The organism is Leifsonia sp. McL0618, from assembly GCF_049994905.1.
Lineage (GTDB): Bacteria > Actinomycetota > Actinomycetes > Actinomycetales > Microbacteriaceae > Diaminobutyricibacter.
On the sequence record NZ_CP188258.1, the window covers coordinates 1,445,217 to 1,465,547 of the forward strand.

The 20,331-nt window shown below is 67.7% G+C and carries 17 protein-coding genes; 8 read left to right on the forward strand and 9 right to left on the reverse strand.

Annotated elements, in window-relative coordinates:
* Window positions 1–37: 37 nt before the first annotated feature.
* Window positions 38–661, reverse strand: coding sequence for a LysE/ArgO family amino acid transporter (locus tag ACPPVQ_RS06895; RefSeq protein ID WP_426519957.1), 624 nt, complete (start codon window positions 659–661; stop codon window positions 38–40).
* A 72-nt stretch (window positions 662–733) separates the two neighbouring features.
* On the opposite strand from ACPPVQ_RS06895, the gene ACPPVQ_RS06900 reads away from it, so the two are divergent.
* A complete protein-coding gene (locus ACPPVQ_RS06900; protein ID WP_426519959.1) occupies window positions 734–1,666 on the forward strand; it encodes a LysR family transcriptional regulator ArgP in 933 nt (310 codons plus the stop codon).
* Here ACPPVQ_RS06900 and ACPPVQ_RS06905 read toward each other — a convergent pair.
* Window positions 1,608–4,568: an aminotransferase gene (locus ACPPVQ_RS06905; protein ID WP_426519961.1), complete on the reverse strand. Its 2,961-nt coding sequence runs from the start codon at window positions 4,566–4,568 to the stop codon at window positions 1,608–1,610. The genes ACPPVQ_RS06900 and ACPPVQ_RS06905 overlap by 59 nt on opposite strands.
* A 44-nt stretch (window positions 4,569–4,612) precedes the next feature.
* Here ACPPVQ_RS06905 and ACPPVQ_RS06910 point away from each other — a divergent pair, with 44 nt between their 5' ends.
* Together ACPPVQ_RS06910 and ACPPVQ_RS06915 are read left to right on the forward strand one after the other, a co-directional pair.
* The gene (locus ACPPVQ_RS06910; protein WP_426519963.1) at window positions 4,613–5,515 is read left to right on the forward strand and encodes an SDR family oxidoreductase; all 903 of its coding nucleotides are present in this window, start codon (window positions 4,613–4,615) and stop codon (window positions 5,513–5,515) included.
* 65 nt (window positions 5,516–5,580) lie between these two features.
* Window positions 5,581–5,952 carry a DUF3054 domain-containing protein gene (locus tag ACPPVQ_RS06915; protein WP_426519965.1) on the forward strand — a complete coding sequence of 124 codons (372 nt, stop codon included), beginning with the start codon at window positions 5,581–5,583 and terminating at the stop codon, window positions 5,950–5,952.
* Between the two features lie 20 nt (window positions 5,953–5,972).
* Here the strand turns inward: ACPPVQ_RS06915 and ACPPVQ_RS06920 are convergent, their stop codons facing one another.
* Genes ACPPVQ_RS06920 through ACPPVQ_RS06930 form a run of 3 tightly spaced genes read right to left on the reverse strand, consistent with a single transcriptional unit; the run spans window position 5,973 to window position 9,186 of the window.
* Entirely contained in the window at window positions 5,973–7,085 is a 1,113-nt protein-coding gene (locus tag ACPPVQ_RS06920; protein WP_426519967.1) for a M24 family metallopeptidase, read from the reverse strand.
* Window positions 7,086–7,134: 49 nt separating this feature from the next.
* Window positions 7,135–8,316 carry an acyl-CoA dehydrogenase family protein gene (locus tag ACPPVQ_RS06925; RefSeq protein WP_426519969.1) on the reverse strand — a complete coding sequence of 394 codons (1,182 nt, stop codon included), beginning with the start codon at window positions 8,314–8,316 and terminating at the stop codon, window positions 7,135–7,137.
* Window positions 8,317–8,325: 9 nt separating this feature from the next.
* Window positions 8,326–9,186 carry a DUF4349 domain-containing protein gene (locus tag ACPPVQ_RS06930; RefSeq protein ID WP_426519971.1) on the reverse strand — a complete coding sequence of 287 codons (861 nt, stop codon included), beginning with the start codon at window positions 9,184–9,186 and terminating at the stop codon, window positions 8,326–8,328.
* Window positions 9,187–9,282: 96 nt separating this feature from the next.
* Here ACPPVQ_RS06930 and ACPPVQ_RS06935 point away from each other — a divergent pair, with 96 nt between their 5' ends.
* Window positions 9,283–10,077 (forward strand): alpha/beta fold hydrolase, encoded by a 795-nt coding sequence (locus tag ACPPVQ_RS06935; RefSeq protein ID WP_426519973.1) that lies wholly within the window; start codon window positions 9,283–9,285, stop codon window positions 10,075–10,077.
* Window positions 10,078–10,086: 9 nt separating this feature from the next.
* Here ACPPVQ_RS06935 and ACPPVQ_RS06940 read toward each other — a convergent pair whose 3' ends face one another.
* A complete protein-coding gene (locus ACPPVQ_RS06940; RefSeq protein ID WP_426519975.1) occupies window positions 10,087–10,683 on the reverse strand; it encodes a TetR/AcrR family transcriptional regulator in 597 nt (198 codons plus the stop codon).
* Window positions 10,684–10,775: 92 nt separating this feature from the next.
* Between ACPPVQ_RS06940 and ACPPVQ_RS06945 the strand changes: the two genes are divergently transcribed.
* Both ACPPVQ_RS06945 and ACPPVQ_RS06950 read left to right on the forward strand, forming a co-directional pair.
* A complete protein-coding gene (locus ACPPVQ_RS06945) occupies window positions 10,776–11,885 on the forward strand; it encodes an ABC transporter permease (RefSeq protein WP_426519977.1) in 1,110 nt (369 codons plus the stop codon).
* A gap of 9 nt (window positions 11,886–11,894) precedes the next feature.
* Entirely contained in the window at window positions 11,895–12,878 is a 984-nt protein-coding gene (locus ACPPVQ_RS06950) for an aldo/keto reductase (RefSeq protein ID WP_426519979.1), read from the forward strand.
* Window positions 12,879–12,887: 9 nt separating this feature from the next.
* Here ACPPVQ_RS06950 and ACPPVQ_RS06955 read toward each other — a convergent pair whose 3' ends face one another.
* A complete protein-coding gene (locus tag ACPPVQ_RS06955; protein ID WP_426519981.1) occupies window positions 12,888–14,099 on the reverse strand; it encodes an MFS transporter in 1,212 nt (403 codons plus the stop codon).
* Between the two features lie 286 nt (window positions 14,100–14,385).
* Here ACPPVQ_RS06955 and ACPPVQ_RS06960 point away from each other — a divergent pair, with 286 nt between their 5' ends.
* Entirely contained in the window at window positions 14,386–16,857 is a 2,472-nt protein-coding gene (locus ACPPVQ_RS06960) for a ribonucleoside-diphosphate reductase subunit alpha (RefSeq protein WP_426519983.1), read from the forward strand.
* A 137-nt stretch (window positions 16,858–16,994) separates the two neighbouring features.
* Complete coding sequence (locus tag ACPPVQ_RS06965; protein WP_426519985.1) at window positions 16,995–17,987, forward strand: ribonucleotide-diphosphate reductase subunit beta; 993 nt, start codon at window positions 16,995–16,997, stop codon at window positions 17,985–17,987.
* 110 nt (window positions 17,988–18,097) lie between these two features.
* Here the strand turns inward: ACPPVQ_RS06965 and ACPPVQ_RS06970 are convergent, their stop codons facing one another.
* Window positions 18,098–19,546 carry an MFS transporter gene (locus ACPPVQ_RS06970; RefSeq protein WP_426519987.1) on the reverse strand — a complete coding sequence of 483 codons (1,449 nt, stop codon included), beginning with the start codon at window positions 19,544–19,546 and terminating at the stop codon, window positions 18,098–18,100.
* A 90-nt stretch (window positions 19,547–19,636) separates the two neighbouring features.
* Complete coding sequence (locus ACPPVQ_RS06975; RefSeq protein WP_426519989.1) at window positions 19,637–20,215, reverse strand: TetR/AcrR family transcriptional regulator; 579 nt, start codon at window positions 20,213–20,215, stop codon at window positions 19,637–19,639.
* Between the last annotated feature and the right edge of the window lie 116 nt (window positions 20,216–20,331).

Sequence of the window (20,331 nt, forward strand, 5' to 3'; positions counted from 1 at the left end):
CGCGAGATACGGGCACCGCACGCCGGGCGTCGTCGGCTCAGGCCTGCACGACGAGGAGGATCGCGAGCGTCCACATGAGCACGGCGACCCCCGCGTCGAGGATGCGCCATGCGATGGGGCGCGCGAAGACGGGAGCGAGGAAGCGCGCGCCGAAACCGAGTGCCGTGAACCAGATCGTGCTCGCGATGACGGCGCCGAGGCCGAAGAACCATCGACCGGGATCGCCGTGGGGGGTTGCGAGCGATCCGAGCAGTACGACCGTGTCGAGGTAGACGTGCGGGTTGAGCCAGGTGAGGGCGACGCAGGTCAGCACGGCGGACACGAGGGACGTGCGCGCGGCGCTGCTGTCGGTGTCGAGGTGCTCCGGGCGGAACGCACGGCGTGCGGCGAGGATGCCGTAGAACACCAGGAACACGAAGCCGGCCCAGCGCACGACCTCGAGCGCGGCAGGGGCGGCCCGCACCAGGCCGCCGATGCCGGCGATGCCGAGTGCGATCAGGATGGCGTCGCTCGCGATGCAGATCAGGACGATCGGCAGGACGTGTTCGCGCCGCAGGCCCTGGCGCAGCACGAAGGCGTTCTGGGCGCCGATCGCGATGATGAGGGATGCCCCGGCCGCCAGGCCGGCGAGGATGGTCGTGGCGACGGCTGCGGGGGGCATGACCTCGACGCTAAGCGAAATCGATGCTGAAGTGAAGTTCATTGTTCTTCACCACCATTAGCATGGCTTGTGATGGAAGCGAACGCCGAACACCTGAGGACTCTCGCCGCGGTCGTCGACCACGGCAGCTTCGAGCGGGCGGCCGAAGCGCTCCGCATCACGCCGTCGGCGGTGAGCCAGCGCATCAAGGCCCTCGAGCAGAGGACCGGCCGTGTGCTCGTCCTCCGCACCAAACCGGCGGCCGTCACCGAACCCGGGCAGGTGCTGCTCCGGCTGGCGCGCCAGGTGGCGCTGCTCGAAGACGAAGCTCTGGCGCGGCTCGGCGCCGACGCGACGGGGAGCATCCGTGCCATCCCGCTCGTCGTGAACGCGGATTCCCTCGCGACGTGGGTCCTTAACGCGCTCGCAGGAGTGGACGGCGTGACCTTCGAGCTGTTCCTCGACGACCAGGACCATTCGACCGCCCGACTCCGTGACGGAACGGTGGTCGGCGCCGTGACGTCCGACCCCGTCGCTGTGCAGGGCTGCATCGTGCGCCCGCTCGGGTCGATGACCTACCGAGCGGTTGCTTCGCCGGGATTCGTCTCCCGGTGGCTTCCGTCCGGGCCGACGCGGGAAGCGCTCGCCGTGGCTCCGGTGATCGTCTTCGACCGCAAGGACGCGCTCCAGGATCGCTACCTTGCAGTACGAGGCATCGTCGCGCATCCGCCACGCCACCAGGTGCCCGCGTCCTCCGAGTTCGTCACGGCCGCCTCCCTCGGCCTCGGCTGGGCGATGATCCCCGACCAGCAGTCGGCCGCGCTGATCGCCGAGGGCCGCCTGGTCGACATCGACCCGGGTCGCTGGATCGACGTTCCTCTCTTCTGGCAGCACTGGGCTGTCGAGTCCGATTCGCTGTCGCGGGTGACGGATGCCCTGGTGCGTCAGGCTGCCCGGTCCCTCGACCTCAGTCCGACAGCACCCGCTCGAGCGCGTCCGCGAAGAAGTCGGCAGCTTCGACGGTGAGGCACAGGGGCGGCTTGATCTTCAGGACGTTCTTGTAGTCGCCGGTCGGCTGCACGACGCACCCTTCGGCGAGAAGTGCGTCGCAGATTCGGGCGGCCTCCGCACCGGCGGGCTCCAGCGTGACCGGGTCGCGCACCAGTTCGACGCCGAGGTAGAGCCCGAGGCCGTGCACAGCGCCGATGAGGGGAAACCGGTCGGCGAGCTCGTTGAGTCGCCCTGCGAGGTGAGCGCCGACATCCCGTGCGTTCTGCTGCAGGTGCTCGTCGCGCATGATGTCGAGCACGGTGAGTCCCACCCTGGCGCTCACGGGGCTGCCGCCGGCCGACGAGAAGAAGCTGCCCTCTGCCGCGAACCGCTCCGCGATGTCCCTGGTCGTGATGACGGCGCCGAGCGGATGCCCGTTGCCCATCGCCTTGGCGACGGTGATGATGTCGGGCACCACGCCCTGCTGTTCGCTGCCCCAGAAGTACGAGCCGAGTCGACCGTACCCGACCTGGACTTCGTCGGCGATGCACACTCCGCCGCGCCGACGCACCAGCTCGTAGGCACCGGCGAGATAACCGTCAGGGAGCATGACCCCGCCCGCGTTGCCGAAGACGGGTTCGGCGATGAACCCCGCAAGGCCCGTACCTGCAGCGTCGAGGGCGTCGAGGTCCGCGGCGAGGTCGGCCAGGTACCCGGAGGCGGACCCCGGCCCACGATACTTTCCCCGGTAGCTGTGCGGCGACTCGACGAGACGCACCCAGTCCGGCCGGGTCTCGAGGGCGCGTGGATTGTCGCCGATCGACGAGGACACCGCGTCGGCGCCGACGGTCCAGCCGTGGTACGCCTCGCGCACGGCCAGGATCGTACGCTCCCCGGTGACGGTCTGGGCGAGCCGGAGGGCGAGGTCGACCGCCTCGCTGCCGCTGTTCACGAGGAACACGGTGTCGAGCGGGTCGGGGGCGAGCGCGGCGAGCCGGGACGTGAAGGCGGAGAGCTCTTCGTAGTGGAAGCGCGAATTGGTGTTGAGCAGCGCCCACTGGTCGCGCACGGCGTTCACGAGCCGTGGATGCGCGTGGCCGACGGCCGTCACATTGTTCACCATGTCGACGTAGGTCTGGGCGCGCGTGTCGATGAGGTGGTGCCGCCACCCGCGCTCGATCTGCGGCGGATGCGCGTAGTAGTGCTCCTGCACGCGGGCGAAGGTCGCGTCCCGGCGCTCGAGCAGCGCGTCCGCGTCGGCACGCGGGGCTGCGAGATCGCTCCCGAAGAGCGGCGACGGGTCGGGACTGAGCGCTCGCCAGGCCTCGTCGGCGCCCGGACGCCCGAAAGCCGGACGCACGAAGGCCGGGGGCCGGTGGCCGGCCACGCGGGAGAGCTGGACGGTGAGCGTCTCTGCCACGCCGATCGCATCCCCGGGGGTTACCGCGCGACTGCCCGGTGCGGTCGCCGTGAGCCCGTCGAACCAGAGGTCGACGTCCGCACCGGTGAGCACCCACGCGTCGCCCGACGGGGTGAGCGTTCCGGCGAACGGTGCGCGCACGGTCGTCCCGTCGGGCACGCGTGCGGTGACCGCGAGGGCGAAAGTCGGTGTGGGCGCCGCCGATTCGGGAACGGCCCGCGTGAGTCGGAACTCGCCGTAGCGCGTGACGGCAGCGCCGGTCGCGTCACGCGTGGCCGTCAGCAGTTGCTCTTCGATGCCGGGCTCGAGCCACAGGCCGTCGTCCAGGAGGTGGCTGGTCACCGACAGATCGAGGATGCTCGCGGCATCGAATCCGACATCGAAAAGCCGACCGGCCGTCACGTTCGCAGCGGAGGTGGCCGACCCCGTCGCGCCACGCGCGAGGCGCCACCGGATGAGCGACTCCGCTTCGCCGGGATCGATGCGCCGGGCGACGGCGAAGACCAGCCATTCGTGTGCGCGGTTCTCGTCGGCGTAGGTGTTGCCGGCATCCACCGCCACCTGCTGTTCCCCGCTGACCACCAGTACGGCGGCGCGCAGCACGACGAGCGGCCAGAGCGCAGCGATCTCCGGGTCGGTCAGGGGCATGCGGGCGGCGAAGGCGTCGATGGTCTCGAGAACACGCAGAGGCTCGCTCGGCACGTGGTGCAGCGCCGAGGCGACGGCGACGGCGAGCTCGGCGACGATCCAGCCGCGGGAGACGTCGCCGAAGTCGATCACCCCGGCCGGTGCATCGGCGTCGCTCCTGTCGACGACGATGTTGTCGTCTGTCACGTCGCCGTGGATCACTGCGGTGCGCAAGCCTTCGCGCAGCGGCTCGAGCCGGGCCGATGCATCCAGGGTGGCCTGTTCGACCAGGCGGCGTCGCGCGGGCTGTTCGACATGCCCGGCGAGCCGTTCGACGACCTCGCCGGCGATCCGCAGGTCCCACTGCGTCGACCGGTCGGTTCCCGGGTGCTCGAGCCCGGCCAGGCCCGCCGCCACGCGGCCGGCGATGTCGCCCAGGGAGCGGAGCTGCGCATCCGTGAGGTCGCCCTCATCGGTGAGGGGTTCGCCGTCGATGAAGGTGAGCAGGCGCACGATGTGCGGTCGCCCGTCGAGCTCGACCCACTGCAGGTCGGCGCCGTCGAGGCCGGGGAGCGCGCGGGGTCCGAGCACGCCGCGATCGTGCAGCGCGGACATCGCGATGTTCTGGGCGGCGAGCTCGTCGGCGGCGAAGACCGGATTGGCGATCTTCAGGACGAACCGGCCTGATGGCGCATCGATACGGAAGTTGCGGTCCTGCTGGCTGCCGAGCTCCGTCGGTGTGCCGTCGAGCCCGAAGCGCTCGAGCGCGATGACCCGGGCTTCTGTGGCGGTGACGGCCGGCCGGGGGAGCGCGGAGGGCTGGGCGAGGAAGTCGAAGTTCGGCACGGTACTCTCATCGGGGGTCGGCGTTGGCGCGAAGGCTGCGACCATTCTCCTATCACTCCATCCGTACAGCACGTCACCCGGGGGTCACGATGACAGGCCAGATCCTTCCTCTGCTCGGCCGCGCAGCGATCGTCACCGGCGTCTCCCGGCGCCGCGGGATCGGCTTCGCCGTCGCCCACCGTCTCGCCGAACTGGGCGCGGACCTGTTCGTGCACCACTTCGCACCGCACGACAGCGCGCTGCCCTGGGGTGGGGACGATCTCGACGCTGTCTTCGCCGAACTGCGCGCGGCCCAGGCCCCGGGCGCCCGCTTCGGCGAACTGAGTGCCGATCTCGCCGTAGCGGAGTCGGCGGCCGGGGTCATCCGGGCTGCGACGGACGCGGTGGGCAGCCCGCGCATCCTCGTCTGCAACCACGCGCGCAGCGGCGGCGACGGCTCGATCTTCGACATGACGGCCGAGCGCCTCGACGGGCACTGGTCGGTGAACGCCAGGGCGACGCTGCTGCTCACGCGGTACTTCGCGGAAGCCTTCTCCGGCTCGGCATCGGCGACGGAGACGGAGACGGCGACCATGGAAGGCGCGACGGCCCCCGGAGTCCGGCAGCAGTCGGCCTGGCCGTTCGACGAGTTCCAGACCGGGCGGGTGTTCTGGATGACCTCCGGCCAGCAGGACGGACCGATGCCGGGCGAAGTCGCGTACGCGGCGAGCAAGGCCGCGCTGGCCGGGCTGACTCCGACGGTCGCCAGCGAGCTGCTCACGCGTGGCATCCTTCTCAACACGATCAATCCGGGTCCGGTCAACACCGGCTACCTCGACGAGGAGACCACCGACCGCCCGCTGGATGCGATGCAGGAGCGCCTGCAGGGTCTTCCGTTCGGGCGCTTCGGCGCCCCGGCCGATCCCGCCCGCCTGATCGGCTGGCTCGCCACCGACGAAGGTCGCTGGGTGGTCGGCCAGGTCATCACGAGCGACGGCGGTTTCCGGCTGTGACGATGCCCCTGCGGGAGGGCGTCGTTGCCAGCCAACGTTAGGCCAGCCGTGCCTAAGATCACTCTGTGAAGAACCCGGGGACAGTCGCGCTCGCGGCTGTGATCGATGTCGCCGGGGTGGTCCTCTTCGTCATCCTCGGCCGGTCGAGTCATGCGGAGGACCTCAACTCGATCGGCACGCTCGACACGCTCTGGCCGTTCCTCGCCGGACTCGCTCTCGGCTGGGTGCTCACCTTCGCCTGGCTCCGCCCGCTCGCGATCCTCTGGCCGGGCATGCCCATCTGGATCATCACGGTCGCGGCGGGAATGCTCTTCCGTGCGTCCGCCGGACAGGGCGTCGACTTCGCATTCGTCATCGTCGCGACCGTCTTCCTCGGCCTCTTCCTCGTCGGCTGGCGCCTGATCGCAATGCCGATCGCACGTCGCCGCGTCGCCTGAGTGCAACCGGCGGCGGCGGTCTACTCGACGATCTGAAGTTCGCGGCTCGTGTCGTTCAGGCGGCGCCCACCGTCGGCCGTGGCCACCACGATGTCCTCGATGCGCACGCCGAAACGGTCGGGAAGGTAGATCCCGGGCTCGATCGAGAAGCACATGCCGGCTTCGATGGGATGCTCCTCACCTTCGACCATGTACGGCGGCTCGTGCGTCGTGAGACCGATGCCGTGCCCCACGCGATGGATGAAGCGGTCGCCGTAGCCGGCATCCGTGATGACCCGGCGGGCCACCCGATCGATCTCCTGGCACGGGACCCCGACGGCCACCGCCTCGAAGGCCGCCTGCTGCGCCAGCCTGACGATCTCGAACACCTCGCGTTCCTCTGCGGTCGGCTCCCCGACGTGGACGGTCCTCGTGGTGTCCGACCCGTAGCCGTCCTTGAGGCCGCCGAAGTCGAGCACGATCATGTCGCCCCGCTCGATCGTGCGTGTCCCCGCCTCGTGGTGCGGGTTGGCCCCGTTGGGTCCCGAGCCGACCACGGTGAAATCGACCTGTGAATGGCCGTGCTCCCGCAGGAGCGCGGCCAGGTCGGCGGCGACCTCGTTCTCCGTCCGGCCCGCGAAACGCACGTGGATGATCTGCTCGAAGGTGGCGTCCGCCGCCGCGCCCGCGGATGCGAGCCTCTCGATCTCGTCGTCGCCCTTCACCGCGCGCAGCATCGGGAGGGCACGGGTCATGGCCTCGAACTGCGCGTGCGGTAGCTTCTGCTGGAGGCCGAGCAGGTGCATCGCCCAGGTGGAGTCCGAGATGGCGTAACGCCCCTCCGGCGCCAGGAGTCCGGCGGTCGGGACGTACTCGTCGGTGCCGTCGGACCAGTCGACGAGGCGAACGCCGCCTGCGCCCGTGGCAGCCTCCGCGCTGTCGTGCTCGAGCACGGGAACCACCATGCTGGGTTCGCCATCGGCAGGGATCACGAGCAGCGTGATGCGCTCAGTGACGGCGACCGGCAGATAGTCGATGAAGTAGGCGAGATCGGGCCCGGGCGCGATCAGCAGACCGTCGAAACCGGCCTCCCGCGCGTGGACGGCTCCGCGCTGCAGGCGCGCGGCGTAATCGTCGGCGGTGAACGGTCGCATCGTGGGCTCCAGTCTTTCGGGTGCTCTGGTCTTTCAGGTGCTCGGTCTTTCAGCCGTTCTGGGCGTCGAGCGGGCCGAGATAGGCGTTGGCCACCGTCGAATGCGCTGATTCCGCATCCGACGGGTGGAAGATTCCCGCCAGCACGTCGCGGTAGAGCCGTCCGAGTTCGCTTCCCGAGAAGTAGGTCGACCCGCCGCTGACCCGCACCGCCTGGTCGACGACGTGCCTGGCCGTCTCTGTCGCACGGATCTTCAGGCCGACGAGCCGGGGGAACCAGAGGCTCCCGTGGTCGACCCGCTCGTCGACATCGTGGGCGAGCGCGTCGAGTTGCGGGTAGATGCCGTCCTGGGCGATCGCGGCATCCGCGATACGCCACCGGATGTCCGGGTCCTGTGCGTAGCTGCGCCCGTCGTTCTTGAGCGAGGTCCGTCGTCGCGCGGCAGCGATGCCGAGTTCGAGGGCGCGGGCGCCGATTCCTGTGTACACGGCGGCGAGGAGGATCTCGAAGTTCGCGAAGATGGCGAAGACGAGCGAGTCCGGGTTGGGACCAGGGTCGAGCCTGCGCACGATCCGGTCGGCCGGGGCGAAAGCCCCGTCGAGCACGGTCGTGTTGCTCTGGCTGGCCCGCATCCCGATCGTGTCCCAGTCCTCCTTCACCTCGAACCCGCCGCGGTCGCGCGAAATGAAGCCGTAGACGATCTTCGGGGCGTCCGCGCTGGTGGTGTCGAGCCCCATGGTCCCCAGCTGCGTCCAGGCGGGGGAGAGGGAGGTGAAGATCTTCGTTCCGTAGTAGCGGTAGCCTCCGTCGGGCTCCGGCCGCGCATCCGTCGTCGAACCGAACAGCACGAGATCGTTGCCGGCCTCGCTCAGCCCGAAGGCGAAGATCTCGCCGCTCCCGGCTTCGCGCAGCACGAAATCGAGGGAGTCGTCGCCGCGGTCGTGCAGCACTTTCGCCACTCCGGTCCAGACCAGGTGCATGTTGACGGCGAGCGCTGTCGCCGGCGCCGCCGATGCCAGGCGCAGCTGCTCCCTCGCCGTGCTCCCCAGGCTGAGCCCGAGGCCGCCGAACTCGACAGGGACCAGCGCCTTCAGGTATCCGAGTTCGACCAGCTCGGCGAGATCGTCGTCGAAGAACGTGTTCTCGCGGTCATGCACGGACGCGCGCGATCGGATGCGTTCGAGCAGGTCGTCGGTCAGCAGCGGGTCAGAGGGGTGCGCGCTCTCGGTCACACCTGAAGCCTACGCAGCGGCGCCCTTCTTGCGCCCGATCCATCGGGCGATCCACCACGCGATCGCTCCGATCACGCCGAGCACGACGAGCCAGGGGAGTGCGACGCCCAAGGCGATCAGGAGGCCGTTGACGGCTGCGACGAGCGCGTTCCAGCCGGCCGTCAGTCCGCTCCAGAATGTGCCGGGCGCGGCAGCGGCGACCGTGCCCTTCGCGTGGAAAGTGACGGTGATCGTCGACATCGCCACCTGGTCGGCGAGCGCCTTCTGCTGGGCGCGCAGGCTGTCCAGCTGCCCCTGCCGATCCGACAGCGTCGACTCGATGGTGATGAGGTCGGCCGTGGTCGTCGCCTTGGCCATCAGGGCGAGCAGCCGGTCGACCGAGGCCTGCAGCGCGGTGATCCGGCCGTCGATGTCGTTGGCCTGGGTGGTGACATCCGTCGCGGTGAACGCGGCGGAGTCCACGGTACCGAGCCGCTTGATGCTCGTGAGTGTTGCGTCGAGATTCGACGACGGGATGCGGAGCACGAGCGTCGCATTCGCCTTCTCGGTGTCCGTTCCCGGCTGCTCCGAGCTGTTGTCGACCCGTCCGCCCGCGCCGATGACGATCGCCGACGCCCGGTCGGCGGCCGCGATCGGGTCGTCGGCCGTGAGGGATACCGACCCGGTCGTGACGACATCCCGGTTCGGCGAGATGACGGAGTCGCTCTTCGCTGCCGGGTCGGCGACGCTGCCACCGGCATCCTGTGGTTTGCCCTGCACGGCGGTGCCGCCGGAGCCCGCCGAAGTCGAGGATCCGCCGCCCCCGGTGCATCCTGCCAGCAACAGTGCGACGACCACCAGCACTGCTGCGCCACCCCATATGCGCTTCATGGCATAAGAGTAGGAGCGGTATGTCTGCCATGGGATCACGGTCCGGCGACGATACGGTCACGAAACGGTCTCGCGGCACGACGGCATAATAAGGGGATGGGGTGGCTGGCCGAGCGGACGCGAACACTCTTCGGCCGTCCCGCCCCCATCCTCCACGTCGCCGGGGACGAAGGCGACGGCCCCGTCGTCGTGCTCGTGCACGGCATCGCGTCGTCGTCGGTCACCTTCAAGAACCTCGTGCCGCTGCTGGAGCCGACGCACCGGGTGATCTCGATCGACATCCTCGGCTTCGGCAGGTCGCCGGCGCCAGCGGATGCCGAATACACGATCGAAGAGCACGTCGCCTGGCTGCACGCCACCCTCCGCGCGCTCAAGGTGCGCGAGTTCGTACTCGTCGGGCACTCACTCGGAAGCCTGATCGTCGGGCGCTACGCCGCCAAGCATCCGTCGGGGATCACCCGGCTCGTGCTGGTCGGGCCGCCGGTGTACGGATCGCCGAACGAGATCGGCGACAGGCGCGTGCGGAGCCGCGTGAGCGCATACCTGCGCGCCTACGAATTCCTGAGGGCGAACAAGGAATTCACGATGTTCAACGCGTCGGTGCTCGCCAGGATGCTCCCGATCAAGGGGGTCTTCGAGGTGAACGAGAAGAACTGGGACCCGTTCGTCAAATCGCTCGAGCACTGCATCGAGTCGCAGACGATCGTCAGCGACCTCGCACGCGTGCGCGTGCCGATCGAGGTCGTCTACGGCTCGCTCGACGCGTTCATCGCGCCGGGCAGCCTGGCGGTGATCGGGACGATGCGCCACGTCGAGATGCACCGGGTCGAAGGAAACGACCACATCATCCGCAAAAGGATGGCACGGGTCGTCGCGGTCGCGGTCGGGTGACGGGGGCGGTCAGAGGGCCGGGACCATCGCGGCGGCCGCGTCGAGGTAGGCGTCCCCGTCGAAGTGGATGAAGATCGATGACTGCACGATGTAGCCCTGCACGATGCCGACATAGAGACCCGAATAGAGCTGAGCGCCGCGCTCGGCCTCGGCCTCGGGGAGTCCGAGCTCCTTCAGGTACCAGGTGCGCAGGTAGTCGTGGAAGATCTTTTTGACCCGATCGCCGACCCGCGCGAGGGTCGATTTTACGCCCGGCTCGACGGCGGCGTGCGCCCAGATCTGCACGAGGATGCTGAGCTCGCCGACCTCGTGCTGGAGCCCCGACATCACGACCCGGACCATCTCGCCGGGGGAGGGCATCGGGGTCTGGGTCTGCGCGAACTCGAGCTCGCCGAACCGGAGGTCGAGGACCTCCATGATCGCCAGGGTGATCAGTTCGTCTTTGCTCTTGTAGTGCCCGTAGATGGCACCGGCGGAGAGTCCGCTCTCGGCGATGATGTCGGCCATCGAGGTGGCCGCGAATCCCTTGCGGGCGAAACAGCGGAGCGCTGCGGTCGCGATCTCGTGGCGACGGGCCTCGCGATGGGCGTCGGTGACCTTCGGCATGCTCCCACCTTAAAAAAGAATGTTCGTTCTTGACAAGTCGACGCCAGCGTATCACCATAAAGAACGAATATTCTTTTTATTTGGAGCAGATCATGGCGAACATCGAAACACGTCAGCCCCACACGGCCTGGGGCCGTGCCGTCGGAATCGCGATCGCAGGCGCGGTCGTCGTCGTCGCCATCCTGCTCGCCTTCGTCTGGCCGATCATCACCGCGTCGGTCAAGAACGTGCCGATCGCCGTCGCCGGGTCGGCCGAACAGGTCAAAGCCGTGACCACGGCGCTCGAGTCGAAGTCGAATGGCGCCCTCGACGTCACCGCGGTCTCCGACCGTGCAGCCGCCGTCGACCTGATCAAGACACGGGACGTCTACGGTGCGATCATCCTCGGCGAACAGCCCGAAGTGCTCACCGCGTCCGCCGGGGGTCCGGCTGTGAGCCAGCTCCTCGGGCAGCTTGCGGGCCAGCTGCAGGTGCAGGCCAACGAGCAGGCCGCCGCCGCGGTGCAGCAGGCGATCGCCGCAGGCAAGGCGCCGGCCGGAACGGTGCCGCCGGCCATCACCGTGAAAGTCACCGACGTCGTGCCTCTCAGCTCGGGCGATCCGCGCGGACTCGGCCTGACCGCCGCATCCTTCCCGCTCGTCCTCGGCGGCATCATCGGCGGCGTGCTCATCTCACTGCTCGTGGTCGGCCCCTGGCGGCGCCTCGTGAGCGTGGTCGTCTACGGCCTGGTCGCCGGGTTCTCGGTGGTCGGGATCATGCAGGGCTGGTTCGGGGTGCTGGAGGGCAGCTTCTGGATCAACGGTCTGGCGGTCTCGCTGGCGATGGCTGCGACGGTCTCGCTGATCGTCGGCATGAACGCCCTCATCGGCCGGGCCGGCATCGCAGTCGGAGCCATCATCACCATGCTGATCGGCAACCCGCTGTCGTCCGCCGCACAGCCACTCCAGTTCACGGTCGCGCCGTGGGGCGCCGTCGGCCAGTGGTTCGTGCCCGGAGCGTCCGCCACGCTCATCCGCGACCTGTCCTACTTCCCCGACGCAGACACCACCTTCCCGTGGTTCGTGCTCGCCGGATGGACCGTGCTCGGGATGATCGCGATGGTCGCCGGGCACTTCCGCAACCAGGAGGTCGTGCACGTGGAGGACGCCCTGGAGAAGCCGGACGGGAAAGCCGAACAGGAGGACGCGCTCCAGCCCGCCTAGGCTGGAGGCATGCAGACCAGGACACTCGGACGCACAGGACGCACCGTCTCCGTCATCGGACAGGGCACGTGGCAGCTCGGAGCAGACTGGGGTGACGTGACGGAAGCCGATGCGCTCGCGGTGCTCGAAGCATCCGCCGACGCCGGGGTGACCTTCTTCGACACGGCCGATGTGTACGGCGACGGGCGCAGCGAACAGGTGATCGGAACGTTCCTGGCCGCGCATCCCGACAGCGGAATCACGGTTGCCACGAAGATGGGACGACGTGAGGCGCAGGACCCGTCGAACTTCACGCTCGCGAAGTTCCGGGAATGGACCGACCGGTCACGCCGCAACCTCGGTGTCGACACGCTCGACCTGGTGCAGCTGCACTGCCCGCCGACGCCGGTCTATTCGACGGATGCGGTGTACGACGCGCTCGACACCCTCGTATCCGACGGGGCGATCGCCGCCTACGGAGTGAGCGTCGAGACGTGCGACGAAGCCCTCACGGCGATCGCGCGACCGGGCACGGCGACCGTGCAGATCATCCTCAATGCGTTCCGGCTGAAGCCGCTCGACGCGGTGCTGCCCGCAGCTCGCGATGCGGGGGTCGGCATCATTGCGCGGGTTCCGCTTGCGTCGGGGCTGCTGAGCGGCAGGTACACGGCCTCGACCACGTTCTCGCCCGACGACCACCGCTCATACAACCGCCACGGCGAGGCGTTCGACGTCGGCGAGACTTTCTCCGGCGTCGACTTCGAGACGGGGGTGGCCGCCGCACAGGAATTCGTCACACTCGTACCGGCGGGTCTCACGCCGGCGGAGGCTGCGATCGCGTGGGTCGCCGAACAAGACGGCGTGAGCACGGTCATCCCCGGCGCCCGCTCGGTGGAGCAGGCGCAAAAGAACGCGGCTGCCGGGTCCGTCGGCGACCTGGGCGCGGCGTTCGACGGCGCCGTCGTCGCCCTGTACGACCGGCGCCTGCGCGCGGCGATCCACCCCCGCTGGTAGCCGGGCGGCTCAGGAGGGCTGCACCGGCACGGGCTCGGTGTCGGGGATGGGGCTCGCGTCGCGGCCGCGCAGGTCGGGATGCCACCGGTGCGCGAGCGCAGGCACGATGAAGCCGACGAGCGCGAAGGCGCTCGCTGCCCAGAAGGCGCCGATCGGGCCGTGGGAGTCGATGAGGAAGCCGGCTAGTGCCGACCCGAGAGCCGCACCGATGAGCTGGCCGGTGCCGACCCATCCGTAAGCCTCTGCCGTGTCGCTGAACTTGACGCTCGCCGAGACGATCGAGAAGAGCACGGCAAGGGCGGGCGCGATGCCGAGTCCGGCGATGATCAGCGTGAGCGACAGGCCCCACCAGGTGGCCAGCGCGAACATCGAGATCGTCACGCCCACGAACACGATGAACATGCGACGGGCGGTCGCCCACGGTCCGATCGGTATGTGGCCGAATGCGAGACCGCCGACGAGCGAGCCGAGCGACCAGATCGCCAGCACGACGCCCGCCTCCGGACCCTGGTCGCCGAAGTTCGCCACCACACCGGCCTCGATCGCCGCGCAGGACCCGATGAGGAGGAAGCCGACGACGGTGGCGAGCAGCACAGGTGGCCGCTGCAGCACGGAGCCGAAGCGGCGTTTGCTGCGGGGGATGCGCACCCGGCCGACCTCGGGGGAGGAGATGAACCAGGTTCCGCCGGCAAGCATGATGGCGACCGACATGAGGATGCCCTCCACGGTGCCGATCTGGGTCGCGACGAAGGTGATAGCCACGGGTCCCGCGATCCAGATGATCTCCTGGGCCGAGGCGTCGAGGGAGAAGAGCGGCGTGAGCTGCCGGGAATTGACCATCTTCGGATAGATGGTGCGCACGGCCGGCTGGATCGGCGGCATGCTCAGCCCGGCGAAGAAGGCGATACCCATCGTCACCGGGATCGGCAGCACGAAGATCCCGATGGTCGCGATCGCCGCCGAGCACAGGATGAGCGTCGTCCACAGCACGATGCGCATGCCGAGCACGCCCATCAGCCGGCTGGTCATCGGGCCGGCGATGGCCTGGCCGATGCTCATCGCGCCGAGCACGAGCCCGGCGGCCCCATAGGAGTGGTGGACCCGTTCGATGTGCAGCAGGAATGCCAGTGAGAGCATGCCGAACGGGAAACGGGCGGTCAGCTGGGCAGCGATGATGCGAGCGACGCCGGGGGTCTTCAGAAGGCTCGTATAGCTGCTCACAAGGTGCCCAGTCTATCGGTCGGCACCCCTGTCGGTAGCGGGTCGTAGGGTGTGCATAACTCGGAAAAGTTATGCACATCTGTGGATGACACGCCCACTAGATGTGGGGTTACGCGTGTCGTGAGACCCCGCTATATAGTGGTCACACGCCAATACGTAGCTAGTGGAAATGCCCCCACGATTGGGGCGTGACAGAGCGATTTCAGGGGAATAAAAGGCGTCTGCAGACCGGATCATCCGGTGAGGTTTCGCCGTTCGCGCAGAACGGCAGGAAGAGGGAGAAGAAGTGGCAATCACCGTCGTCAAGCGGAACGGCCAGCGTGAGCCGTACGACGCGAACAAGATCAACCTGGCGATCGAGCACGCCTCACAGGGGCTCGACGAGAACATCACCTGGGTCACCCAGATCGCGAGCGAACTCGAACTCACCCTGTTCGACGGCATCACGACCCAGCAGCTCGATGAAGCCGTCATCCAGGTGGCGCTCCAGAATGTCAAGGACGACCCGGCGTTCGACATCGTCGCGGCGCGCCTGCTGCTGAAGACGATCTACAAGCGCGTCCTCGGCGACTACGAGTCGGCCGACGAGCTCAAGTCGCTGCACACGAGCCACTTCCGCGGGTACATCGACCGCGGCGTCTCGGAGCAGCTGCTCGACCCGCGCTTCACGGCGCTGTACGACCTCGACCGACTCGCCGCCGCCCTCGAGCCCGACCGCGACGAGCTCCTCAAATACATCGGTGTCGTGACCCTCAACAACCGTTACGGTATCAAGGCCCGCAACGGCGAGACGCTCGAGGTGCCCCAGTTCTTCTGGATGCGCATCGCGATGGGCCTCGCCCTCAACGAGGCCGACCCGACCCACCACGCCCTCGAGTTCTACACCAAGATGTCGAAGCTCGAATACCTCGCGGCCGGCTCCACGCTGGTCAACGCCGGCACCGCGTACCCGCAGCTCTCCAACTGCTTCGTCATGGAGATGCAAGACGACATCGAGCACATCGCCAAGTCGGTGCGCGACGTCATGTGGCTCACCAAGGGCACCGGCGGCATCGGCCTTTCGGTCACGAAACTGCGGGCGCAGGGTTCGCCCATCCGCTCGAACAACACCACATCGACCGGGCCGATCCCGTTCATGCACACCATCGACTCGGTGCTGCGCGCCGTCAGCCGCGGCGGCAAGAAGTTCGGCGCACTGTGCTTCTACATGGAGAACTGGCACCTGGACTTCCCGGAGTTCCTCGACCTGCGCCAGAACTCCGGCGACCCGTACCGTCGCACCCGCACGGCGAACACGGCCGTCTGGATCAGCGACGAGTTCATGAAGCGCGTCCAGAACGACGAGGCCTGGTACCTCTTCGACCCGCTGGAGGTCGCCGACCTCAACGAGCTGTACGGCAAGGCCTTCTCCGAGCGTTACGCCCACTACGTCGCGGAGGCCGAAGCCGGCCGCCTGCACATGTTCAAGAAGATCACCGCGCGCGAGCAGTTCAAGGCGATCCTGATGAGCCTCCAGACCACCAGCCACCCGTGGCTCACCTGGAAGGACACCATCAACAACCGTGCCCTCAACAACAACACCGGCACGATCCACCTGTCGAACCTGTGCACCGAGATCTGCCTGCCGCAGGACCGCGACAACGTCTCCGTCTGCAACCTCGCGTCGATCAACCTCACGCGCCACCTCGAGAACGGCGTCTTCGACTGGGCGCGCATCGAGGAAAGCGCCCGCAGCGCGGTCCGCCAGCTCGACAACCTCATCGACATCACCATCTCGAGCGTCGACGAGGCCGACTTCTCGAACACACAGAACCGCGCGATCGGCCTCGGCGTCATGGGCTTCACCGACGTGGTCGAGAAGCTCGGCATCAGCTACGAGAGCGAAGAGGCATACGACCTGATCGACGAGATCATGGAGCACGTCTCCTACGCGGCGATCGACGAGAGTGCGGAACTCGCCAGGGAGCGGGGCGCATACCCGAACTTCGAGGGTTCGCGCTGGTCGCAGGGCCTGGTGCCGTTCGACAGCATCGCCCTCACCGAGCAGGACCGCGGCGTGCCGATCAAGGTCAACCGCAAGACGCGTCTCGACTGGGATGCCCTGCGTGCGAAGGTCAAGGGCGGCATGCGCAACGCGACGCTGATGGCGATCGCGCCCACCGCATCCATCGGTCTCGTCGCGGGCACCACGCCCGGGTTCGACCCGCAGTTCTCGCAGATCTTCAGCCGCTCGACCTCGTCGGGCAAGTTCCTCGAGGTCAACCGCAACCTCGTCTCGGCGCTCCAGGCCGAAGGCATCTGGGAGAAGGTCCGCGAGTCGATCCTGCGCAGCCAGGGCGACATCCAGGGAATCGCTGAGATCCCGGATGCGATCAAGGCGACCTACAAGACCAGCTTCCAGCTCTCGCCCTACTCGTTCATCGAGGTCGCGGCGCGTGCCCAGAAGTGGATCGACCAGGCCATCAGCCGCAATATGTACCTCGAGACGCGCGATCTGGGCGACATGATGGACATCTACTACGCCGCGTGGGAGCGTGGAGTGAAGACCACCTACTACCTGCACATGAAGCCGCGTCACCAGGCCGAGCAGTCGACCGTCAAGGTCAACAAGGCCGAAGAGATCGCGGGCGGTGCAGCACGCAAGGGCTTCGCATCCGTCGGAGCAGGCGAGGGTGCGGATGCCGCCCCGGCCGCCGCACCGGCTCCGGCTCGCCGCGGCTTCGGCTTCGGAGGACTCGCGACAGGTGGTGACAAGTAAATGAGCAACACCACCACCCGCGTCGAGGAGTATTACGTTCCGGTCGACCCGATGGACGACCTGCAGTGCGAGTCGTGCCAGTGAATTTATCGGCACAGTCACTGAACACGAACGAGTAAGAAGAGAGACGAACACACATGGCGATTTTGGGAACGGGAATCCAGGAAGGATTGCTTCTCAAGCCGGTCACCTACAAGTGGGCGATGGACCTGTACGACCAGGCAGTCGCGAACACCTGGTTCCCGAACGAGATCCAGCTCGGCGAGGACATCGCCGATTTCAAGAAGATGACGGATGAGGAACGCCACGCCATCACGTTCCTCATGAGCTACTTCAACCCGAATGAGCTGCTGGTGAACAAGGCGCTCGCGTTCGGCGTGTATCCGTACCTCAACGCTGCAGAGGCGCACCTGTACCTCGCTAAGCAGATGTGGGAGGAGGCGAACCACTGCATGTCGTTCGAGTACGTCCTCGAGACGTTCCCGATCGACCGTGAGGCGGCGTATAACTCGCACATCGACGTTCCCTCGATGGCGCGCAAGGAGGAGTTCGAGATCCGCTTCATCAAGCGGATGACCGAAGAGACCCTCGACATCACGACGACGGCGGGCAAGCAGGACTTCATCCGCAACCTCGTGGCGTACAACGTGATCCTCGAGGGGATCTGGTTCTACTCGGGCTTCATGGTCGCGTTGTCGTTCCGTCAGCGCAACCTGCTGCGCAACTTCGGTTCCCTCATGGACTGGGTTGTGCGCGACGAGTCGCTGCACCTCAAGTTCGGCATCAACCTCATCCTGACGGTGCTGGAGGAGAACCCCGACCTGCAGACGCCGGAGTTCGCGGCGGAGATCCGGCAGATGATCCTCGATGCCGTCGAGATGGAAGAGGAGTACAACCGTGACCTCCTGCCGAACGGCATCCTGGGCCTGAACGCGAATTACATCAACCAGTACGTCAAGTACCTGGCCGATCGCCGCCTGGAGGAGCTCGGTTTCGAGGCCGAGTACAAGGTGTCAAACCCGGCGAAGTGGATGGCGACGGCGAACGACACGCTGGAGCTGGTCAACTTCTTCGAGTCGACGAACACGTCGTACGAGTCGAACGCGAAGGCGTCGACCGGGAGTCGTTAGGCCACTATCGCCTGTAGCCGCGTGCCCGTCACGTCGGTGCGTTCCTTCCCGCGAGAGCGGGTGGGGCTGTAACGACGCGGCGGGCATTCGCGTTGTGGGGCTGTGCGCCGTCAGCTGACGCGGCGACGGCGGAGGAGTGCTGTCACGATTGCGCCTGCGATTGCCAGGGCTGCTCCGCCCAGGAAGACCCACGCGAACCCGGCGGCGAGTGCGGTGTCGACGGCTGTACCGTCGCTGACCAGGCGCGCAGTCTGGGCAGCAGCGAGGGTGCTGAGTGCGGCGAGTCCGATGGCGCCACCGATCTGCTGGCTGGTGTTGACGAGGCCGCTGGCGAGGCCGGAGTCGACGAGGGCGACCCCGTTCACTGCGAGCTGGGTGGTGGTCACGAATGCTGCGCCGAGTCCGATTCCGACGAGGATGCTCGGCCCGAGCAGACCGGTGAGGTATGACGCTTGCGGGCCGGCGACTGCGAGCCAGACCAGGCCGGCTGCCAGCACGACGAGCGCCGCAACGAGGGTGGGCCGGAGTCCGGCCCGGTTGACGACCGAGGGTACGATACCGGCGATGACGACGAGAGACCCGGCGAGCGGCAGCTGGCTGAGGCCGGCGCTGAGTGCGCTGTAGTGGAGTACGTCCTGCAGGTAGACCGAGAGTGCGAAGAACAGGGCGGTCGTCGCTCCGCCGACGAGCAGCATCACCAGGTTCCCTGCTGATGCGTCGCGGTTGCGGAAGAAGCTGAACGGTACGAGGGGGCTGGCCGAGCGGCGTTCGATGACCACGAATGCGATGAGCAGCGCGGCGGCTACCGCAGCGAGTCCGAGCGTGACCGGGTGGAGCCATCCGAGCTGGGCGGACTGGCTGAGGGCGGCGACCGCTGCGGTGATCCCTCCGGTGACGGTGATCGCCCCGGCGATGTCGAGGCGTTCGGGCGCGTGGCGCGGGTCCCGTGTGACGAGGAACGGGATGACCGCGATCACGAGCACACCGACGGGCACATTGACGAAGAAGACCGCCTGCCATCCGAAGGCCGCTGTGAGGACGCCTCCGAGGAGGACGCCGGCGGCGCTTCCGATCCCGGCGACGGCGCCCCAGATGCCGAGGGCCTTTGCGCGGTCCCTGCCGTCGAACAGATGGGTCACGAGGGCAAGGGATGCGGGCGCGAGCAGGGCGGCGGATGCTCCCTGGAGCGCGCGGGCGGTCAGCAGCATCCCGCCGCTGATGGAGAGCCCGGCGAGGGCCGATGCGGCGATGAATCCGGCGACGCCGATCAGGAACACGCGTCGGTGGCCGAGTCGGTCTGCGAGCCGTCCGCCGAGTAGGAGAAGACCGCCGAACGGGAGAACGTAGGCGGTGATGATCCAGCCGAGGGCTGCCGTGTCGAGGTGGAGCTGGCTTCCGAGTGACGGGAGTGCGATGTTGACGATGGATGCGTCGAGGACGACCAGGAACTGGGCGAGGGCGAGCACGGTGAGGGCCCACCACCGGTGGGTGCTGCGGGGTGAGGGTGCGGAGCCGGTCGCGATTGCGATCCCGGGCGTGTCGGCGGAGGAGGTGAGCATGTCGTTTGCCTTTCGATAAGTGAGTGACTGATCAGTCACTCTTTGATGGAAAGAAGAGCCCCGCACGTGCGGGGCTTCAACAGGGCGGGGCTAGTTCGTTTCGGGGTGGCGGATGCCGTCGGTGAGGAGTTGCGCCCAGTCTTCCGGGATCTTCTCGAGTCCGGCCGTCACGATGAGATGACACAGCTGGCCGTAGGCGATGAAGCGCTGAACCGCTGCGTCTCCGGCGCCGGAACGATCCCGGGCGAAGCGGGTCACCCGCGCTAGCCCGCGTCGGAGCGAATCCCCGATTTCGGGGATTTCGGCCACCGACTGGGCATGAACCTGAAGGAGAAGGAGTGAGCGATCGCCGATCAGGTCCGCGTATGCGCCACCCATGGCGAATAAGATCTCGGATGGCGTCTGAGCGCCGGCTTCCTCGGCGCCGCGCGCGAGCGACTCTTCGATCAGTTCGAAGCAGCGGTCGAGGGCAGCCACGAACAGGGTCTCTTTGCCGGGGAAGAGCTTGAAGACGTATGCGGGAGAAATCCGGGCGTGCTCGGCGACCGCTGCGATCGGCGTTCCGAGGTATCCGTTCGTCGCGAAGACCTGGATCGCGCTCGTGATGACCGTGTCGCGCCGGGCGTCTGCGGTTGAGAGGGGGGTGCGCGTCCGCGCGGTTGCTGGCATGTGAGTGACTGTACACTCACTCTCGTAGATCGCGCAAGGGGTTGGTTGGCAGGGGGAGTCCTCCGAGCGGCCCCGCGCGTGGGTGTGGCCGGCGCCAGGTGGGTGTGCCCGCCAGG

Excerpts from the sequence above, each read along its gene's own strand:
- ACPPVQ_RS06895 (WP_426519957.1), bottom strand. The coding sequence starts at position 661 with ATGCCCCCCGCAGCCGTCGCCACGACCATCCTCGCCGGCCTGGCGGCC.
- ACPPVQ_RS06900 (WP_426519959.1), top strand. The coding sequence starts at position 734 with ATGGAAGCGAACGCCGAACACCTGAGGACTCTCGCCGCGGTCGTCGAC.
- ACPPVQ_RS06905 (WP_426519961.1), bottom strand. The coding sequence starts at position 4,568 with ATGGTCGCAGCCTTCGCGCCAACGCCGACCCCCGATGAGAGTACCGTG.
- ACPPVQ_RS06910 (WP_426519963.1), top strand. The coding sequence starts at position 4,613 with ATGACAGGCCAGATCCTTCCTCTGCTCGGCCGCGCAGCGATCGTCACC.
- ACPPVQ_RS06920 (WP_426519967.1), bottom strand. The coding sequence starts at position 7,085 with ATGCGACCGTTCACCGCCGACGATTACGCCGCGCGCCTGCAGCGCGGA.
- ACPPVQ_RS06930 (WP_426519971.1), bottom strand. The coding sequence starts at position 9,186 with ATGAAGCGCATATGGGGTGGCGCAGCAGTGCTGGTGGTCGTCGCACTG.
- ACPPVQ_RS06935 (WP_426519973.1), top strand. The coding sequence starts at position 9,283 with ATGGGGTGGCTGGCCGAGCGGACGCGAACACTCTTCGGCCGTCCCGCC.
- ACPPVQ_RS06940 (WP_426519975.1), bottom strand. The coding sequence starts at position 10,683 with ATGCCGAAGGTCACCGACGCCCATCGCGAGGCCCGTCGCCACGAGATC.
- ACPPVQ_RS06945 (WP_426519977.1), top strand. The coding sequence starts at position 10,776 with ATGGCGAACATCGAAACACGTCAGCCCCACACGGCCTGGGGCCGTGCC.
- ACPPVQ_RS06950 (WP_426519979.1), top strand. The coding sequence starts at position 11,895 with ATGCAGACCAGGACACTCGGACGCACAGGACGCACCGTCTCCGTCATC.
- ACPPVQ_RS06965 (WP_426519985.1), top strand. The coding sequence starts at position 16,995 with ATGGCGATTTTGGGAACGGGAATCCAGGAAGGATTGCTTCTCAAGCCG.
- ACPPVQ_RS06970 (WP_426519987.1), bottom strand. The coding sequence starts at position 19,546 with ATGCTCACCTCCTCCGCCGACACGCCCGGGATCGCAATCGCGACCGGC.
- ACPPVQ_RS06975 (WP_426519989.1), bottom strand. The coding sequence starts at position 20,215 with ATGCCAGCAACCGCGCGGACGCGCACCCCCCTCTCAACCGCAGACGCC.